Source organism: Streptomyces griseorubiginosus (assembly GCF_017614965.1).
Classification (GTDB): Bacteria; Actinomycetota; Actinomycetes; order Streptomycetales; family Streptomycetaceae; genus Streptomyces; species Streptomyces griseorubiginosus_B.
In genome coordinates this window covers 1-16,973 of the sequence record NZ_WVUG01000024.1, presented here as the reverse complement: position 1 = coordinate 16,973, position 16,973 = coordinate 1, and the positions used below count along the sequence as shown (strand labels likewise).

Annotated in this window: 21 protein-coding genes and 1 pseudogene; 12 read left to right on the top strand and 10 right to left on the bottom strand. The window is 71.5% G+C overall.

Going from position 1 to position 16,973, the window contains the following annotated elements; translation table 11 throughout:
* The first annotated feature begins 152 nt into the window (after positions 1-152).
* Positions 153-1,106, top strand: a complete 954-nt coding sequence (locus GRC12_RS07440) for a ribose-phosphate diphosphokinase (protein WP_208778310.1) — start codon at positions 153-155, stop codon at positions 1,104-1,106.
* A gap of 63 nt (positions 1,107-1,169) precedes the next feature.
* On the opposite strand, the gene GRC12_RS07435 is transcribed toward GRC12_RS07440, so the two are convergent.
* Both GRC12_RS07435 and GRC12_RS07430 read right to left on the bottom strand, forming a co-directional pair.
* On the bottom strand, positions 1,170-1,550 hold the full coding sequence (locus tag GRC12_RS07435; RefSeq protein ID WP_208778308.1) for an anti-sigma factor antagonist: 381 nt from the start codon (positions 1,548-1,550) through the stop codon (positions 1,170-1,172).
* Between the two features lie 159 nt (positions 1,551-1,709).
* A complete protein-coding gene (locus GRC12_RS07430; protein ID WP_208778305.1) occupies positions 1,710-2,147 on the bottom strand; it encodes a MarR family winged helix-turn-helix transcriptional regulator in 438 nt (145 codons plus the stop codon).
* 103 nt (positions 2,148-2,250) lie between these two features.
* Between GRC12_RS07430 and GRC12_RS07425 the strand changes: the two genes are divergently transcribed.
* On the top strand, positions 2,251-3,705 hold the full coding sequence (locus GRC12_RS07425; protein WP_208778303.1) for an aldehyde dehydrogenase family protein: 1,455 nt from the start codon (positions 2,251-2,253) through the stop codon (positions 3,703-3,705).
* 39 nt (positions 3,706-3,744) lie between these two features.
* A complete protein-coding gene (locus GRC12_RS07420) occupies positions 3,745-4,851 on the top strand; it encodes an NAD(P)-dependent alcohol dehydrogenase (RefSeq protein ID WP_208778300.1) in 1,107 nt (368 codons plus the stop codon).
* A gap of 100 nt (positions 4,852-4,951) precedes the next feature.
* Here GRC12_RS07420 and GRC12_RS07415 read toward each other — a convergent pair whose 3' ends face one another.
* A complete protein-coding gene (locus GRC12_RS07415) occupies positions 4,952-5,902 on the bottom strand; it encodes an NADP-dependent oxidoreductase (protein WP_208778298.1) in 951 nt (316 codons plus the stop codon).
* A 71-nt stretch (positions 5,903-5,973) separates the two neighbouring features.
* Here GRC12_RS07415 and GRC12_RS07410 point away from each other — a divergent pair, with 71 nt between their 5' ends.
* Entirely contained in the window at positions 5,974-6,936 is a 963-nt protein-coding gene (locus tag GRC12_RS07410) for a GlxA family transcriptional regulator (protein WP_208778296.1), read from the top strand.
* A gap of 51 nt (positions 6,937-6,987) precedes the next feature.
* On the opposite strand, the gene GRC12_RS07405 is transcribed toward GRC12_RS07410, so the two are convergent.
* The 3 genes from GRC12_RS07405 to GRC12_RS07395 are packed head-to-tail and all read right to left on the bottom strand — an operon-like array spanning position 6,988 to position 9,192.
* Positions 6,988-7,551 (bottom strand): TetR/AcrR family transcriptional regulator, encoded by a 564-nt coding sequence (locus GRC12_RS07405; protein WP_208778293.1) that lies wholly within the window; start codon positions 7,549-7,551, stop codon positions 6,988-6,990.
* Complete coding sequence (locus GRC12_RS07400) at positions 7,548-7,910, bottom strand: DUF1304 domain-containing protein (RefSeq protein WP_208778290.1); 363 nt, start codon at positions 7,908-7,910, stop codon at positions 7,548-7,550. The genes GRC12_RS07405 and GRC12_RS07400 overlap by 4 nt, the downstream gene beginning before the upstream one ends.
* 46 nt (positions 7,911-7,956) lie before the next feature.
* A complete protein-coding gene (locus GRC12_RS07395; RefSeq protein ID WP_208778289.1) occupies positions 7,957-9,192 on the bottom strand; it encodes a PucR family transcriptional regulator in 1,236 nt (411 codons plus the stop codon).
* Positions 9,193-9,632: 440 nt separating this feature from the next.
* Between GRC12_RS07395 and GRC12_RS07390 the strand changes: the two genes are divergently transcribed.
* Together GRC12_RS07390 and GRC12_RS07385 are read left to right on the top strand one after the other, a co-directional pair.
* On the top strand, positions 9,633-10,097 hold the full coding sequence (locus GRC12_RS07390) for a pyridoxamine 5'-phosphate oxidase family protein (protein WP_208778287.1): 465 nt from the start codon (positions 9,633-9,635) through the stop codon (positions 10,095-10,097).
* Between the two features lie 80 nt (positions 10,098-10,177).
* On the top strand, positions 10,178-10,570 hold the full coding sequence (locus GRC12_RS07385; protein ID WP_208778285.1) for a VOC family protein: 393 nt from the start codon (positions 10,178-10,180) through the stop codon (positions 10,568-10,570).
* Between the two features lie 15 nt (positions 10,571-10,585).
* Here the strand turns inward: GRC12_RS07385 and GRC12_RS07380 are convergent, their stop codons facing one another.
* The gene (locus GRC12_RS07380) at positions 10,586-10,888 is read right to left on the bottom strand and encodes a DUF4235 domain-containing protein (RefSeq protein ID WP_208778283.1); all 303 of its coding nucleotides are present in this window, start codon (positions 10,886-10,888) and stop codon (positions 10,586-10,588) included.
* A 17-nt stretch (positions 10,889-10,905) separates the two neighbouring features.
* Positions 10,906-11,916, bottom strand: coding sequence for a glutathione S-transferase family protein (locus tag GRC12_RS07375; RefSeq protein ID WP_208778281.1), 1,011 nt, complete (start codon positions 11,914-11,916; stop codon positions 10,906-10,908).
* Between the two features lie 98 nt (positions 11,917-12,014).
* Between GRC12_RS07375 and GRC12_RS07370 the strand changes: the two genes are divergently transcribed.
* Positions 12,015-12,983 (top strand): cation diffusion facilitator family transporter, encoded by a 969-nt coding sequence (locus GRC12_RS07370; RefSeq protein WP_308286491.1) that lies wholly within the window; start codon positions 12,015-12,017, stop codon positions 12,981-12,983.
* Between the two features lie 102 nt (positions 12,984-13,085).
* On the opposite strand, the gene GRC12_RS07365 is transcribed toward GRC12_RS07370, so the two are convergent.
* Positions 13,086-13,538 carry a nitroreductase family deazaflavin-dependent oxidoreductase gene (locus GRC12_RS07365; RefSeq protein WP_208778279.1) on the bottom strand — a complete coding sequence of 151 codons (453 nt, stop codon included), beginning with the start codon at positions 13,536-13,538 and terminating at the stop codon, positions 13,086-13,088.
* A gap of 122 nt (positions 13,539-13,660) precedes the next feature.
* Between GRC12_RS07365 and GRC12_RS07360 the strand changes: the two genes are divergently transcribed.
* The 3 genes from GRC12_RS07360 (at position 13,661) to GRC12_RS07350 (ending at position 15,587) form a co-directional block, all read left to right on the top strand.
* Positions 13,661-14,002: a nuclear transport factor 2 family protein gene (locus GRC12_RS07360; protein WP_244372241.1), complete on the top strand. Its 342-nt coding sequence runs from the start codon at positions 13,661-13,663 to the stop codon at positions 14,000-14,002.
* Positions 14,003-14,167: 165 nt separating this feature from the next.
* The gene (locus GRC12_RS07355; RefSeq protein ID WP_208778278.1) at positions 14,168-15,367 is read left to right on the top strand and encodes a cytochrome P450; all 1,200 of its coding nucleotides are present in this window, start codon (positions 14,168-14,170) and stop codon (positions 15,365-15,367) included.
* Positions 15,368-15,380: 13 nt separating this feature from the next.
* On the top strand, positions 15,381-15,587 hold the full coding sequence (locus tag GRC12_RS07350) for a ferredoxin (RefSeq protein WP_208778277.1): 207 nt from the start codon (positions 15,381-15,383) through the stop codon (positions 15,585-15,587).
* Between the two features lie 3 nt (positions 15,588-15,590).
* On the opposite strand, the gene GRC12_RS07345 is transcribed toward GRC12_RS07350, so the two are convergent.
* Positions 15,591-16,142: a TetR/AcrR family transcriptional regulator gene (locus GRC12_RS07345; RefSeq protein ID WP_208778275.1), complete on the bottom strand. Its 552-nt coding sequence runs from the start codon at positions 16,140-16,142 to the stop codon at positions 15,591-15,593.
* A gap of 134 nt (positions 16,143-16,276) precedes the next feature.
* On the opposite strand from GRC12_RS07345, the gene GRC12_RS07340 reads away from it, so the two are divergent.
* Complete coding sequence (locus GRC12_RS07340; protein WP_208778273.1) at positions 16,277-16,738, top strand: nuclear transport factor 2 family protein; 462 nt, start codon at positions 16,277-16,279, stop codon at positions 16,736-16,738.
* A 41-nt stretch (positions 16,739-16,779) separates the two neighbouring features.
* Positions 16,780-16,973 (top strand): annotated as a pseudogene (locus tag GRC12_RS07335) (flavoprotein); the annotation flags it as partial.

Here is a 16,973-nt window from a genome sequence, read left to right as displayed (position 1 = left end):
AGTCGGCGCATGCGAGGAATCCTGACGTGAGAGAACACGGACGGCGCCATCATGGCGCGCGGCCGGGGGCGGTCCGCAACCGAATATCCGGCCCGACAGCGGGCCCGTAGCATGAAGCCGTCCCCCCGTCATGATCATGCGAGGAGCGGATCGTGCGAGACATCTCCGTGTTCAGCGGCAGCGCCCACCCCGAGCTCGCCGCCGAGGTGTGCGCGCATCTGGGCGTGCCGCTCAGCCCCACCCGGGTCAGCCGCTTCGCCAACGACTGCCTGGAGGTGCAGCTGCAGGCCAACTGCCGCGAGCGCGACGTCTTCCTGATCCAGCCGCTGGTCAAGCCGGTCCAGGAGAACCTCGTCGAGCTGCTGCTGATGTGCGACGCCGCGCGCGGGGCCTCGGCGGCCCGGATCAGCGTCGTCATGCCGCACTACTCCTACGCCCGCTCCGACAAGAAGGACGCGCCGCGCATCTCCCTCGGCGGCCGGCTGGTCGCCGACCTGATGGTGGCGGCGGGCGCGAGCCGTGTCCTGACCATGACCCTGCACTCGCCGCAGGTCCACGGCTTCTTCTCCGTTCCGGTCGACCATCTGCACGCCCGGCGCGAGCTCGCCGCGTACTTCCGGCGGTACGACCTGACCTGCACCACCGTCGTCTCGCCCGACCTCGGCAACGCCAAGGAGGCCGCCGCCTTCGCCCGGATGCTCGGCGCCCAGGTCGCCGCCGGCGCCAAGCAGCGGTACGCGGACGACCGGGTCACCATCAGCTCGGTGATCGGCGAGGTCACCGACCGGGACGTGATCATCCTGGACGACGAGATCGCCAAGGGCAGTACCGTCCTCGAACTCCTGGAGCGGCTAAGGGAGTTGGGACCGCGTTCGATCCGGGTCGCCTGCACCCACGGACTGTTCGCGGCCGGTGCGCTGAAGCGGATCGGGGAGCAGCCGGACGTCCTGGAGATCGTGTGCACCAACACGGTGCCGGTCCCGGAGGAGGAGCGCACCGAGAAACTGCGGATCCTGACCGTCGCCCCCGCGCTCGCCGAGGCCGTACGGCGCATTCACAACGGCGAGTCCGTCAGCGCCCTGTTCGACGCGGCGCGGAACGAATAGACATGAGGTGACGGGAGCAACGCTCGGCATCACAGGGATGCGCAGGAGGGGTGGCAGAGAGCCTCATAAGGTCCCGGACGTTGCCTCCGGCTGCCCCAGGGCCGCGTCCAGGGTCGGATGGGCGGGCAGCAGCCGGGACAGGCCGGTGACGCGCATGATCCGCAGGGTGAGCGGGTGGTTGCACACGAGCCGCAGCTCGCCGTCGTGGTCCAGACAGCGGCTGCGGGCCCGGTAGAGCAGACGCAGTCCGGAGCAGTCGAAGAACTCGGTCCGGCGGAGGTCGATGACCAGCCGGGCCGCGGGCTGCGCCGTCATCTCGTCCAGGTACGGGGCGAGCTCCGTCGCGGCGGCGATGTCGATCTCACCCCGGAACTCCAGCACCGTGTGGCCCCGGTCCTGGTGGACGCGCAGATGCCGGGTGAGCGGCGCAGGCTCCTGCTGCACGACGACCTCGCCTCCAACCTGCTCCTGGTCGTGCCCCCGGGTACCGAGCGGGCGCACATCCCTTCCCCGCCCTGCAAGTTACCCTCGAACGAGTGAATTTGAGCATGTTCGATTGACATATGTCTTCGAATTGCGAGGAAGGATTGCGCCGGCGTACGCCTAGGACAGGGCGTGCCACGCCTTGGACAGTGCCTGGCGGAACTGCTCGGTCTGGTGTGCCGTGAGTTCCTGGACCATCCGCTCCTCCAACTCTCTTACGGGAGCCGCGTGTTGGGCGAGCAGCTCGCGCCCGGCATCGGTCAGCAGGATCAGCAGTTCGCGGCGGTTGTGGGGGTTGCGCTCCCGGCGCACGAGGCCGCGGTTCTCCAGGGACCGCACGAGGTCCGCGATGGACTGCGCGGTGACGAACGAGTCCCGGGCAAGCTGTGCGGCGGACAGCCCGTCGTGCCGCTCCAGGACGGTCAGCGCGGTGTACTGCAGTGCGGTGATCCCGGACGGCTTGACCAGCTCGTCCAGATGGGAGCGCACCACGAGCTCCACCTGCTTGACCATGTAGAGCAGGGACGGAGAAGTCTTCGTAGCCTGGGTGTCGAGCATGAATCCAGCCTAGAGCATTGACAGGAAACCTGTCTGTAATGAAACTGCGAACCAACAGGAATCCTGTTTGTTGAAATCTTGGCGAAGAGGCTGAGGAGTGGTGATGACCACCTTCGAGATCGAACCCGGACGGCTGTTCATCGGGGGGCAGTGGCGCGAGGCCGCCGACGGAGCGCGCACCGAGGTGGTCGACCCGTCCCGGGGCGCGGTCGTCACCACCGTCGCGGAGGCGGGCGCCGCCGACGTGGACGCGGCCGTACGGGCGGCCCGCGAGGCCTTCGACGGCGGTACCTGGTCCGGGCTGAGCGGCCGTGAGCGCGGCCGGATCCTGCACCGGGTGGCCGACCTGATCCGCGAGAACGCCGACGAACTCGCCCGGCTGGAGAGCCTGGACGTCGGCAAGCCCATCTCGCTGTGCCACGCCGTCGACATCACCAACGCGGCCAACGACTACGAGCACTTCGCCGCCCTGGCCCACTCGCTGGACGGCTCCGTGCGCGACACCCCCATGAACGCCCTCGCGTACACCAGGCGCGAGCCGATCGGAGTGGTCGCCGCGATCACCCCCTTCAACTTCCCGCTGATCCTCGCCGGTTCGAAGCTCGGCCCCGCGCTCGCCGCAGGCAACACCGTGGTCCACAAGCCGGCCGACGAGACCCCGCTCAGCGCCCTGTACATGGCCCGGCTGCTGCAGAAGGCGGGCGTCCCCGACGGCGTGGTCAACGTCGTCACCGGTGCCGGACCGGTCGCCGGTGAGGCGCTGCTGCGCCACCGCGGGGTCGACAAGGTCGCCTTCACCGGCTCCACCGCCATCGGCCGGCACGTCGCGAGCGTGGCCGGCGAGGCACTCAAGCCCGTGACCATGGAACTCGGCGGCAACGCGGCCCACATCGTCTTCGAGGACGCCGACCTGGAGAAGGCGGTCGGCGCGATCATCAAGGCGTTCGTCTTCAACACCGGCCAGTTCTGTATGGGCGGCCCGCGCCTGCTCGTCTCCCGCCCGGTGTACGCCACCCTGCTCGGCATCCTCGCCGACGCCGTGCCCGGCGTCCCGGTCGGCGACCCCCGGCAGCCCGAGACCGTCGTCGGACCGATGGCGGGGGAGAAGCACCTGAAGAAGGTCGAGGAGTACATCGACCTCGCGCGCAAGGAGGGCGGCCGCATCGTCTGCGGCGGCGAGCGCCTCGACCTCTACGGCGGCTACTACTACAAGCCGACCGTCGTCGCCGACCTGTCGAACGACTCCCGCGTGGTCCAGGAGGAGATCTTCGGCCCCGTCCTGACCGTGCAGCCCTTCGACACCGAGGACGAGGCGGTCGAGCTCGCCAACTCCACGCCCTACGGCCTGGCCTCGGGCATCCAGACGCAGAACCTCGCCCGCGCACACCGTATCGCCGGCCGCCTCCAGGCGGGCATCGTCTGGATCAACGACTGGGCGATGCTCGACCCCGCGGTGCCCTTCGGCGGAGTGAAGGACTCCGGCTACGGCCGCGAGTACGGCCCCGAGGCCCTCGACGCCTACACCAAGGTCAAGTCCGTCGTCGTCTCGCTCGACTGAGTCCGCCGAACGCGCCTGAAAGCAAAGGGAGTCCGTACGATGTCCATCTCCACCCGCGCCGCGGTCGTCGAGTCCGGCGGAGCACCGTTCACCCTCTCCGAGGTCGAGCTCGAGGAGCCCGGGCCGCACGAGGCACTGGTCCGCATGGTGGCGACCGGCCTGTGCCACACCGACCTCGGCGTCGCGAGCGGCGGCCTGCCCTTCCCGCTGCCCGGGGTCCTCGGCCACGAGGGCGCCGGCGTCGTCGAGGCCGTCGGCTCCGCGGTCACCGGTGTGGCGCCCGGCGACCACGTGGTGCTCTCCTTCACCTCCTGTGGTGAGTGCCGCAACTGCAACGGCGGCCACCCCGCGTACTGCGCGACCTGGCTGCCGCTGAACCTGATCGGCGGCCGCCGCGCCGACGGCAGCAGCACCATCAGCCGGGGCGGGGAGCCGCTGGGCGGCCACTTCTTCGGCCAGTCCTCCTTCGCGGAACGCGCGCTGGTGGACGAGCGCAGCCTCGTCAAGGTCGACGCGGACGTCCCGCTGGAGTCGATCGCCCCGCTCGGCTGCGGTGTGCAGACCGGAGTCGGCGCGGTCTGGAACGTGCTCAAGCCGGTGACCGGCAGCACGATCGTCGTCCTCGGCGCCGGCGCCGTCGGCCTGTCCGCCGTCATGGCCGCCGCCCTCACCCCCGCCACGCGGATCGTCGCCGTCGACCGGGTCGGCGAACGGCTGTCCCTGGCCAAGGAGTTGGGTGCCACGCACACCGTGAACGCCGGCGAGAGCGACCTCGGCGAAGCACTCGCCGAGATCACCGGCGGACAAGGCGCCGACGGCATCGTGGAGACCACCGGCAACGTCGCCGTCCTGCGCCAGGGCGTCGACGCGCTCGCCGCCCGCGGCACCCTGGTCGTCGTGGGCGCCCCGCCCTTCGGCACCGAGGTCGCCCTGGACGTCAACGGGCTGCTGGGCGGCAAGCAGGTCGTCGGCCTCACCCTCGGCGACGCCGAGACCCAGTCCTTCATCCCCTCCCTGGTGCGCCTGGTCAAGGAGGGCCGGCTGCCGCTGCACCGCCTGATCAGCACGTATCCGTTCGCGGACATCGACCAGGCGGTGCGGGACATGGGCGCGGGCAAGGCGATCAAGCCCGTGCTGACGTTCTGACCGAGCTGACCTACGACCGCACCGATGGTCCGACCGAGCTGACGTCCGACCGTCCCGATGGTCCGACCGAGCTGACGTCCGGCCGTCCCGATGGTCCGACTCAGTCGACCGTCAGGACCAGCTTCCCCGTGGTCCGGCCGGTGTCGCCGAGCCTGTGTGCCTCGGCGGCATCGGCCAGCGGGAAGGTGCCGGCGATCGTGGCGCTCAACTTCCCCGCCTCCACCAGTGCCGCGATCGCCGCCATACCGCTGTGCGAGGCGTCCACCAGCATCCGCAGCGCCCGGACACCGAGCCGCTCGGCCTCCTCGTGGAAGTCGCTCGAACCCACCGGCAGGATCGACACCACGATGCCGCCCGGGCGCAGCACGCGCAGTGAACGCGTCGAGGTGTCGCCGCCGATCGTGTCCAGGACGACGTCCACGTCCTTCACGACCTCGGCGAAGTCCGTCTCCCGGTAGTCGATCGCCTCGTCGACACCGATGCCGCGCAGGAACTCGTGCTTGCCCGCGCTGGCCGTGCCGATCACGTACGCGCCGCGCGCCTTGGCGATCTGCGCCGCCACATGTCCGACCCCGCCGGCCGCCGCGTGGATCAGCACCCGCTGCCCCGGTCGTACCTCCGCGTACTCCACCAGCGCCTGCCATGCGGTCAGCGACACCAGCGGCAGCGCACCCGCCTGGACGTGGTCGATCGAGGCCGGCTTGTGCGCGAACCAGCGGGCCGGACCGGTGACGTACTCGGCGTGCGAGCCGTGGCCGAACGGGTACGACAGCATGCCGAAGACCTCGTCGCCGGGCTGGAAGCGGGCCACGCCCACCCCGACCGCCTCGACCACGCCGGACACGTCCCAGCCCAGGACGAAGGGCGGTTCGCCCAGGAACCCGCCGGTCGCGCGGTGCTTCCAGTCGGTCGGGTTGACGCCGGCCGCGCGCACGCGCACCAGCACCTCGTTCGTACGCGGCTCGGGCCGCTCCAACTCCACTTCCCTGAGGACCTCGGGACCGCCGAGGACGTCCTGGCTGATGGCTCGCATCGTCTTCACATCGCTCATGGTGAACCAGCCTGCCGGGGTCCGCCCGCCAGGAAAATGGCACGATTGCCAACCTTCGATAGGATCGTGCCATGAGTGATCAGCGGCGGGTGGAACGGGTCGTGGTGCTGGCCCTGGACGGTGTGTACCCCTTCGAGCTGGGCATCCCCAGCCGGATCTTCGGCGCGGCCGACGGCCGGTACGAGGTGCTGACGTGCAGCGTCGACGGCCAACCGGTGCGCAGCTGCGCCGACTTCACCATCGGCGTGCAGCACGGACCCGAGATCCTGGCCACGGCCGACACGGTCGTGGTCGCCTCCATGACGCCCTCGCACATCCCCGCGGAGCTGCCCGCCGAGGTCGCCGCCGCGCTCGCCCGGATCCGCCCGGACGCCCGGATCGTCTCCATCTGCACCGCCGCCTTCGTGCTCGCCGCGGCCGGCCTGCTCGACGGCCGCAGGGCCACCACGCACTGGCAGGTCACCGACGCCTTCCGGCGCCGCTATCCGCACATCGACCTCGACCCCGACGTCCTCTTCGTGCACGACGGCCGCATCCTCACCTCGGCCGGTGCCGCCTCCGGTGTCGACGTCTGTCTGCACATCGTGCGCACCGACCACGGCAGCGAACTGGCGAACGCCGTGGCCCGGCGCTGTGTCGTCCCCCCGTTCCGGGACGGCGGCCAGGCCCAGTACATCGAGCAGCCGGTGCCGGAAAGCGGCGCCGCGAGCACGGCCGCCACGCGCGCGTGGGCCCTGGAGCACCTCGACGAACCGCTCACCCTGGCGGACCTCGCCGCGCACGCCCGGATGAGCCTGCGCACCTTCGCCCGCCGCTTCAACGACGAGGTGGGCCTGAGCCCGGGCCGGTGGCTGATCCAGCAGCGCGTCGCCCGCGCCCGGCACCTGCTGGAGTCCAGCGATCTGCCCGTCGACCAGATCGCCGGCCAGGTCGGCTTCGCCACCGGTGCCTCCCTGCGCCAGCATCTGCACGCCGCGATCGGGGTGTCGCCACAGGCGTACCGGCGCACGTTCCAGGCGGCGGCCGTCGGCTGAGCAGGTCGGGTGACAGCCGATCGTCACATCGCGGTGCTTCCGGCTCGGCGCTCAGCGGCTGGCGTGCAGCGCCACCAGCAGCTGCCACACCTGATCGGCGATCGCAGCCGCGTCCGCGTCCAACAGGCCGTGCAGCCAGTCCGCCAGTACCCCGGCGAAGGTGGCGGCCACCGCCGAGGCGACCAGCGGGGCGTCCGCCGCGCCCGCGCGTTCACGCTCGCGCAGGCTGAAGGCGCGCAGATCCCGGTGGAGCACCCGGCCCAGCGGACCGCCGCCGCCCGGGGTCAGCAACTCGCGGTACAGACCGGCGTGCGGGGTGAGCGAGGCGAAGAACTCCCCGAGCGCGGGCGGCGCGTGGACCGGGTCGGGGCGGCCCGCCCAGGAGTGCAGCGCCTCCACGGCCTCCCGTACGACATCCGCGCAGGCGTCGACCGCCAGGGCCTCCAGGTCGGCGTAGTGGACGTAGAACGTCGCCCGGCCGACCCCGGCCCTCCGCACCAGCGCCGCCACCCCCACCTCCGCGAGCGGGCGTTCGGCGCACTCCGCGAGCAGGGCCTGGCGCAGCCGCGCCCGGGTGCGCGCGGCCCGCGGGTCCTCGGGCGCCGGCCGGGTCACCGTGCGATCAGCACGGCGGCCAGGGCGAGCGCGCCGGGCAGGGCCTGGGCGAACAGGATGCGGCGGTTGGCCGTGACGGCGCCGAAGACGCCCGCGACCACGACGCAGGAGAGGAAGAACACCTGGGCACGGTAACCCGTCGGGTCCGCCGCGATCAGGCCCCAGACCAGCCCGGCGGCCAGAAAGCCGTTGTAGAGGCCCTGGTTGGCGGCCATCGGAGCGGTCGCCCGCGCCATCTCCCGGTCGAACCCGTGCAGGGCCCGGCCGGGCTTCTTCTGCCAGAGGAACATCTCCAACACGAGGATGTAGGCGTGCAGGGCGGCCACCAGGCCGACCAGCACGTTCGCGACCGTCTGCATTGCCGGGCTCCGAGTTCTCCGAACCAACTTCCTGGACAGGTGTCCACTATAGCTGGACATCCGTCCAGGAAGTGACGGTGCCCCCGCGCAGCTCCAGTGCCCGCAGGGCCAGCTGCATCTCGAACTGGGCCGCCGTGTCGTGCAGTTGGGCGCCGAAGAGATCGTCCAGCTGCCGCATCCGATAGCGCACCGTCTGCGGGTGCACGGCCAGCCGCACCGCGACCTCGCTCGCGTTGTGCCCGCACTGCAGCCAGCTGAGCAGGGTCTCGGCGAGACGCTCGCGCTGCGGCGGGCGGACGCGGCCCAGCGGCCGCAGCCGCTGCGCGGCCAGGGCGTCGATCAGGGTGTCGTCGCGCAGGAGCAGCAGGGTCGCCAGGTGGTCCTGGCAGCGCACCATCCCCTCGTCGGTGAGCACACCACGGCGGACCAGGTCGAGCGCCTGGGCGGCCCAGCGCAGCGACCGCGCACCCTCGTGCAGGGCAACCGTCGGCCCCATAGCAGCCCGCAGCCCGTGCAGGGCCGCGGCCACCGCCCGCGCCCGGCCCGGGCCCTCCGGATCCGGCACCACCACCACGGCCGGACTGACATCGAAGCGGGACAGGAACTCCGGCGCCACGATGGGCTGCCGGCCGCGCCGCGGCCCCTGGTCGACCGCGACGACGGCCAGCGCCCGCGGCACCGGCCAGCGCGCGCCGTGCGCCAGTTCCGCGATGGCCTCGGCGGAGGCCGGGGGATCGGCCGTGAGCAGGTCGACCAGCCGCGACCGGCGCTGCTGCAGCTCGCCGGCCTCGCGCAGCCGCGCCTCCGTGTACCCCGCCGTGGTCGCGGCCGCCATCTCGTCCAGGTGCAGGAACAGCGCCTCGCCGAACGCCGCCAGTACGTTGCGCGGCAGCAGGTCCGCGTCGACCAGCGCGTTCACCCGCCGCCAGGTGACCCGGGCGCCGAGGCGCAGCGCCCACTGGAACGAGTCGAGGCTGCGGCCCTCCTCCGCCTCCCCGCGACCGATGCGCCGGTACGTCGCCTTCACCGGCTCCCAGTCCGTGTCCGGCTCGGCCATCCGCTCCAGCAGCCCCCGCAGCGCGTGGTCCACACCCCGGTGCACCCCCTGCAGATACGTGTCGTCGGCGGGCCGCGCGTACTCGGGGATCTCGGTCTGGATCGCCCGTACGACCTCCTCCGTGATGTCGGCGAAGAAGGGTCTGAGATGGCGGTGCAGGTCCGGTGGCAGGGCGTTGAACGGGCCGCCCGGATCGTCCTCGGTCACAGCGGCTCTCTTCGGCATCCGGCGACGATACCCGCCGGTAATACGGCGGGGCTTATCACCGGCGCACAGTCGTGGACCCGCGGATTGTCGGCCGGCGACAACAGGCCGGCACCTCCGGCGGCCCGGCGAAGGGATCACTTGAGGGAGAGCCGTTCGGCGGGCAGGAACGCCGGTGCGCCGTCGGCGTCGGGGGAAGGGGATGGTCAGCTCCTCCATCTGCGGTTCGTGCGCGGCCCACAACGGCTGGATGATTACCGTCGCGCCGTGCAGCAGCGCCGCCAGCCGGTCGGCCGCGGTGGCCGGCGGGGCGAGCCGTCCGGCGAACTGCATCGCCCCCTCCTGCAGCGTGCCGCCGGGTGCTGGACGCGGCGGCGGCCCGGCTCGCGGAAAGAAAGGCGCCGGAGACGATCTCCGACCACACTGGCCAGGTGACCAGGACCGCGAGGAGGCCCCGCACCATGACCGCACCCGCCCCACGCACCCCCGAGCAGCGCAAGAAGGACACCCTGCACCGGCTGGAGAACGACGTCGACGCCTGGGTCGCCAGCGCCGGCGCCGACGGGGGAGCGCCGTACCTCGTACCGCTCTCCTACCGCTGGGACGGCGAGAGCCTGCTGTTCGCGACCCCCGCCGCGAGCCCCACCGGCCGCAACCTGCGGGCGACCGGCACCGCGCGCCTCGGGATCGGACCCACCCGGGACGTCGTGATGGTCGAGGGCACCGTCCTGACCGTGTCCCAGGCCGAGTTGAGCCCGGAGGAGGGCGACCTCTTCGCCGCCAGGACGGGCTTCGACCCGCGGCAACTCTCCACGCCCTACCTGTACTTCCGCGTCCGGCCGAGCCGCATCCAGGCCTGGCGGGAGGCCGACGAGCTCCAGGGACGGGAGGTGATGCGGGACGGGGAGTGGCTGGTCGCCGACTGAATCGGCGGGCGCGGGATATCCGAGAGGGTGAGGGCGGCGGGACACGACCTGCCCCGCGCCCGGGACCCTTCGGAGGAGACATGCCACTGGTCGAAGCGGGTTACGTGGTGCTCGACTGTGCCGAGCCCGAGAAGCTCGCCGTGTTCTACAAGGAACTGCTGGAGGCGGAGGAGACGGACGCGACCGCCAACCGCGTGGAGATCAGGAGCGCCGACGGCTCCCGGCTGGCCTTCCGCCGCGATGTGAACGCCACACCGCCGAGCTGGCCGCGCCCGGAGAACTCGCTCCAGGCCCATCTCGACTTCGTCGTGACGGACCTGGACGCCGCCGAGCGCAAGGTGGTGGAGCTCGGCGGGCGCCCGCTGGAGACCAAGGACGCCGCCGGGCCGTACGAGGAACGCGGGTACGCCGACCCGGCCGGCCACTCCTTCACCCTGCGCCGCACCACGCCGACAGCCCCGAAGCAGGGCTGAGGCACAGGGGCCGCGTCAGTCCCGGCCGCCGTCCTCGGCGGCCGGCCAGACGCCCGTCGAGCGCTCGATGGCCTTGGCCCCGCCGCGGTCCACCGCACTGCGCACCACCGCGAAGATCGCGCCCTGCACCGCGGCGGCCAGCAGGATCTCCCCCCAGCCGCGGTCCTTGTCCAGCGCGTCGGGCGCGTCCTCCTCGTGCCGGATCGCCATCCACGTCTTGCGGAAGGCGAGCCCCGCGAGGGATCCGCTCACCCAGCCGAGCGCGAAACCGAGCGGCTTGTAGGCGAGGGGCAGTTTCAGTTTCTTCTTCTTGGCCATGTCCTACTCCTTCGTCGTCAGGGGCGCCCGGTCGCAGCGACCCGCTCGTTTGCCGGCACGGGTCCCGGCGGCGTGCCGTCACCGAACGGCCGGCCGCCCAGCTCCTCGCGGTGATGGGCCGTCAGCCAGCCGGACGGGTCCGGGCCCAAGGGCACGATCCGGTTCGGGTTGATACCGGTGTGCACCTGGTAGTAGTGGCGTTTGATGTGATCGAAGTCGACGGTGTCACCGAAGCCGGGCGTCTGGTAGAGGTCGCGGGCGTAGGCCCACAGCACCGGATTCTCCGTGAGCTTCCAGCGGTTGCACTTGAAGTGGCCGTGGTAGACGGCGTCGAACCGCACCAGCGTGGTGAACAGCCGGATGTCCGCCTCGGTGATCGTGTCCCCGACCAGATAGCGCTGCCGCTCCAGCCGCGGCACCAGCAGCTCCAGCCGCCGGAACACCCCGGCGCAGGCGGCCTCGTACTCCTCCTGGTCGGTGGCGAAACCGGCCCGGTACACACCGTTGTTGACGTCCTCGTAGACGTCCGCCATCACCGTGTCGATCTCGTCGCGCAGGGCCTGCGGATACAGGTCGGGCGCGCCGGGGCGGTGCAGGGCCGTCCACTCGGTGGCGAGATCCAGGGTGAGCTGCTGGTAGTCGTTGGTCACCAGCTTCCCGCTGGGTACGTCGACGATCGCGGGCACGCTGACCCCGCCCGGGTAGCCGCTCTCCCGCCGGTCGTAGGCCTCGCTGAGGAAGTGGATGCCGAGGACGGGGTCACGTCCGTCGGGGTCGAGGGTGAAGCGCCAGCTGCGGTCGTCCTGGATCGGGTCGGCGATGCCCATCGACAGCGCGCCCTCCAGACCCAGCAGCCGGCGCGAGATCACCGCACGGCTCGCCCACGGACAGGCACGGCTGACCACCAGCCGGTAACGCCCCGCCTCCACGGGCCAGCCGTCCCGGCCGTCCGCGGTGATCCGGTCCGTGAAATGGCTCTTGGACCGCTTGAAGGGCTTCGTGCCGTACGCCTCATTGCCCCCACCCATGCCTCCTCCTCCCACTGCGCCGGTGCTCTGACAACCGCGTTCCCCGAATTCGGCCGCCCGCACGGTGTGATCCCAACCGTCAGGGGCAGTCGGCGAAGGTGAGTAGGACATCCTCGGACAACCAGGCGGATCGAAGGACACGCGTCACGGTACTCGTGGCGCTCGCGGCCAACCTCGTGATCGCGGCGGCCAAGGCGGCGGGCGGCCTGATCGCCGGATCGCCGGCTCTGCTGTCGGAGGCGGCGCACTCGGTGGCGGACAGCCTCAACGAGGTCTTCCTGCTGGCCGCGCTGCGCCGCAGCAGAAGGCCGGCCGACCGGCGCCACCCCTTCGGCTACGGCAAGGAGCGCTTCTTCTGGTCCCTTCTGGCGGCCGTCGGCATCTTCGTGATGGGCGGCTGCTTCTCCTTCTTCCAGGGCGTCGAGGCACTCCGCAACGGCGCCGAGGAGAAGATCAGCGGCTATGTGGCGGGCCTCGTCGTGCTCGGCGTCGCCTTCCTCGCGGAGAGCGCCTCCCTGCTGCGGGCCCTGCACCAGGTGCGCCGACAGGGCGGCAAGGGCGGGCTGCGCGACCCGGCGCTGCGCACGGTGGTCGCCGAGGACGGCACGGCGGTGCTCGGTGTGACGGTGGCCGCCGTCGGCATGGCGCTGCACATGGTCACCGGGCAGGTGGTCTGGGAGGCGTCGGCCTCGATCCTGATCGGCGCGCTGCTCGTGTACGTCGCCTACCACCTGGGCCGTGAGGCACGCGACCAGCTGATCGGGGAGGCCGCCGACCCGGAGTCGGCCGACCGGATCCGGGAGGTGCTGGAGGCACAGCCCGAGATCGACAGCGTGGAGGCGCTGTTCACCATGAAGACCGGCCTCGACAAGGCCCTCGTCGCCGCCCGGGTCGACCTGGTGCCCGGGCTGGACAGCGAGCGGGTGGAGGAGGTCGCCGTACGCATCAAGCGGTCCGTGGCGAGCAGCGTGCCGGAGGCCGACCAGATCTTCCTCGACATCACCGACCGGCCGGCCGAGGAGGCATGGGAGAGCCCCGCCGCGACGGGGGAACGCGGCGGGGCCTGACGCACGCGTGCCCGGCACTCACCGGACCATGCGTCTTCTCCCGGATAAATTCCCCGAGATTTTCTCCCGGCCCGGTTCACCAGCGACCGGGCCGGGCCCGCGTCATCCGTTCGCGTCGCGCGGTTCGAGCACGAACACAGGGATCTCCCGGTCGGTGTTCTTCTGGTAGTCGGCGTACGGCGGATAGGCCGCGACCGCGCGCTCCCACCACTCGTCCTTCTCCGCGCCGGTCACCTCGCGGGCCGTGTAGTCACGCTTCACCGGCCCGTCCTGGAGCTCGACATGGGGATCGCCCTTGACGTTGTGGTACCAGACGGGGTGTTCGGGAGCACCGCCCTTGGAGGCCACCACCGCGTACCGCCCGTCGTGCTCGACACGCATCAACGGCGTCTTGCGGATCTTGCCGCTCTTCGCGCCGCGGGTGGTCAGCACGATGACGGGCATCCCGGTGTCCATCAGCGTCGTGCCCTTCGTGCCACCGGAGCTCTCGTACAGCTCCACCTGATCGCGAACCCACTGCTCCGGACTCGGTACGTACTCACCCTCGAGAGGCATGGCATCCGTCCCATCGTCGTGTTCTGGTGCTCGACTGGCACTGTGCTTCAACACAGGTGCCCGTATGGTTCATCCCTATCGCACCGCCCGCGGAACCACACCATGGCCCCGCCGGTCACGGGCTGTACGCTCCCGACGTCGACTGGCTGGTGAACCGGCCGGAGGACGAGCACGGCCGCGCCGCCACGCCCTGGATCCGCCACCGCGCCACCCGCGCCGAGGCCGCCGCCCATCACCGGGAACTGGCCGCCCAGCACGTCCCGGAGCGCGCGGCGACGCGGATCGAGCGGATCCCGGTCGACGGCGAGCACGCCGTCGTACTCGGCGGGATCCGGCAGACCGCTAGGCCCACCGGACGCCCCTATCAGGCCAGGTTCGCGCTGCACCTCACGGCGGCGCACGGCCGTATCACCCGTCACCACGTCCACGAGGACGGCCTCGCCGTCAGCCGGGCGTTCGGCTGAGGAGCCCACCGGTCCCCGAGCGCGGCCGGGCCGCCGGAGCCCGAGCGAGCGTCCTCGGCCAGAATCCCCGCGTCACCGATCTGGCCGAACTGTTCGTCGCCCCATGGATGCCCCGGGCATCTAATGAGGATCTGCACGACGCACTCATCGTCTGCGAGGTCTTCCATGACGGAAACGGAACCTGTGGCCTTCCCCCAGGACCGGACCTGTCCCTACCACCCGCCCACCGGCTACGACGCCCTGCGTGCCGCCCGCCCGCTCGCCCGCGTCACCCTCTACGACGGCCGTCCCGCCTGGCTGGTGACCGGACACGCCCTGGCCCGCCAACTGCTCGCCGACCCCCGCCTGTCGACCGACCGCAGCCATCCCGGCTTCCCGGCGCCCACCGAGCGCTTCGCGGCGGTGAAGAACCGGAGGGTCGCGCTGCTCGGCGTCGACGACCCCGAGCACCATGCCCAGCGGCGCATGATGGTGCCCAGCTTCACCCTCCGGCGCGCCGCCGAACTGCGGCCGCGGATCCAGCGGATCGTCGACGGGCTGCTGGACGCGATGACCGAGAAGGGGCCGCCCGCCGAGCTGGTGAGCGCCTTCGCGCTGCCCGTGCCGTCGATGGTGATCTGCGAACTGCTCGGCGTCCCGTACGAGGACCACGACTTCTTCGAGGCGCAGTCACGGCGGCTGCTGCGTGGCCCCGCGGTCACGGACGTCCAGGACGCGCGCGATCAACTGGACGGCTACTTCGATGAGTTGATCGACCGCAAGCAGAAGCAGTCCGAGCCCGGCGACGGGGTGCTGGACCAACTCGTCCACGGGCAGCTGCGCGAGGGCGTGCTGGACCGCCGGGGAGTCATCTCGTTCGCGACCATCCTGTTGGTCGCGGGCCATGAGACGACCGCCAACATGATCTCGCTGGGCACCTTCACCCTCCTCCAACACCCGGGGCGACTGGCCGAGTTGCGGGCCGACCCGGGACTGCTCCCGGACGCCGTCGAGGAGTTGCTGCGCCTGCTGTCCATCGCGGACGGGCTGCTGCGCAGGGCCACGGAGGACATCGAGGCCGGCTCCACGACCATCCGGGCCGGTGACGGCGTGGTCTTCTCCACCTCGGTCATCAACCGCGACGTGGACGTCTACCCCGCCCCCGACACCCTCGACTGGCACCGTCCCGCCCGTCACCACGTCGCCTTCGGCTTCGGCATCCACCAGTGCCTCGGCCAGAACCTGGCCCGGGCCGAGCTGGAGATCGCCCTGCACACCCTCTTCGACCGGCTGCCCGGACTGCGCCTGGCCGCCCCGCCCGAGGAGATCCCCTTCAAGCCCGGCGACACCATCCAGGGGATGCTGGAACTCCCCGGGACCTGGTAAGAGGCTCAAGGCCATGCACACCGACACCCGTATCGAGATCGACAGGGACGTCTGCATCGGCGCCGGCCAGTGCGCCCTCGCCGCCCCGAAGGTCTTCACCCAGGACGACGACGGCTTCAGCACACTGCTGCCGGGCCGCGAGGACGGCGGCGGCGACCCGATGGTCCGGGAGGCCGCCCGCGCCTGCCCGGTGAGCGCGATCACCGTGGCCGAGGGGTGAGGCTCAGCCGGCCCGCACCAGCAGCCGCGCGGCCTCACGGGCCTCGCGTGCGGGCCCGGTCTGCCCGGTGATGCCCGCGGTGACCATGGCGCCCTCCGCCAGCAGGAACAGCTGCCCGGCCAGCGCGCCGGGCAGCCCCGCGTCCGCCACCAGCCCGGCGAGATAGGCCCGGAAGGCATCCTTGTGCGCCCGCACCTGGGCCGCCACCCGGGGCGACGTGGCGCCCAGCTCGCCGTAGGAGTTGATCCACGCGCACCCGCGGAAGCCGTCCTCGCCGAACCACTCCTCCAGCCAGTCGAACACCGCGAGGATCCGCTCCCGGGGATCCTCGCGCCGCGCCACGAACGCGGCCAGCCGATTCCGCCAGCGCACGTCCCGCCGCTCCAGATACGCCTCCACCAACTGCTCCTTCGCCGGGAACAGCTGGTAGAGCCGCTTGAGGGAGACCCCGGAGGCGCCCCGGATGTCGTCCATGCCGACGGCCTGGACGCCCCGCCCGTAGAACAACTCCTCGGCGGCGTCCAGCGCCTGCTCCCGGGCGACTGCGCTGTCCATGACGGCCATGCGGTGTACGACCTCCTCGTGCGCGGCGTTCCTTGACGTGAGAACGAGCGTTCTCCTACGGTAGCAGCCGAGCCGGAGAACGCTCGTTCTCCGCCGCTGCCCGTCCATCCGCCGAGGAGGAACCCATGGCCGCCGACCGCCCGCCCCTGCCCCCTTTCACCCGCGAGACCGCGGCGCAGAAGGTCCAGGCCGCCGAGGACGCCTGGAACACCCGCGACCCGCACAAGGTGGCGCTCGCCTACTCGCAGGACTCGGTCTGGCGCAACCGCGACACCTTCGTCACCGGACGCGCCGAGATCGTCGGCTTCCTCACCGCGAAGTGGGAGCGCGAACTGGACTACGCCCTGCGCAAGGACCTGTGGGCCTTCGACGGCAACCGCATCGCCGTCCGCTTCCAGTACGAGTGCCGGGACGCCGGCGGCCAGTGGTGGCGCTCCTACGGCAACGAACTCTGGGAGTTCGACGAGCACGGCCTGATGACCCGGCGCGAGGCAAGCATCAACGACGTGCCCATCGAGGAGAAGGACCGCCGCATCCACGGCCCGCGCCCCGAGGCCGAACGCGGGGAGACCTTCCCGCTCCAGTAGGGATTCCGTTCAGCAGGGCCCCCGTTCAGTAGGGTCTCGGGATGACCGAACAGGCCGGGAAGCCCTTCCTCTACGTCGTCGTCTGTGCCGCCGGGGTCGCCGCGGACGTGGGCAGGCTGATCACCGCCGCACAGGAACGGGACTGGGAGGTCGGCGTCATCGCCACCCCGGTCGCCATGAACGGCTTCTTCGACACCGCGGCCGTCGAGGCGCGCACCGGCCGTCCCGTACGCTC